Genomic DNA, 332 nt, shown 5'->3' with positions numbered 1-332 from the left:
CGCCGGTGCGCTGCATACCAGGCCTCGATCGTGGTGAAGTCGCTGGTATCGGCGTAGAGCGCCGCGCGTGACGGGATGGCGAACACGCTTGATTGCCGCGCCCCGAGCAGCGGCCGCACCAGCGCTTCCGGCCCGCGGCCGCCCTTGCTCGAGAAGTCCGGCAGGCCGATCGGCATGTCGACGGCGATCGTGCTCTCCGGCAGCGCGGCGAGCAACTCGTGAAAACTCGGGAAGACCGAGACCGACGGCGGCTTGTCCAATTCGCGATGAACGGCGATCCAGCCGGCCTTGCAGCCGTCGACGCCTGCCAGCGCGCCTGGCGTCACGCCCGC

1 protein-coding gene is annotated in these 332 nt (G+C 70.2%); it reads right to left on the bottom strand.

Annotation, left to right across the window (positions count from 1 at the left end; translation table 11 throughout):
- On the bottom strand, window positions 1-326 hold a 326-nt coding region (locus EN859_RS36350; RefSeq protein ID WP_135913683.1), incomplete at its 3' end, for a DUF429 domain-containing protein.
- Window positions 327-332 lie beyond the last annotated feature (6 nt).

This window comes from Mesorhizobium sp. M00.F.Ca.ET.216.01.1.1 (genome assembly GCF_004010325.2).
GTDB lineage: Bacteria > Pseudomonadota > Alphaproteobacteria > Rhizobiales > Rhizobiaceae > Mesorhizobium.
The sequence above is the reverse complement of the archived record's forward strand: the minus strand, read 5'-3'. Positions and strand labels throughout refer to the sequence as shown.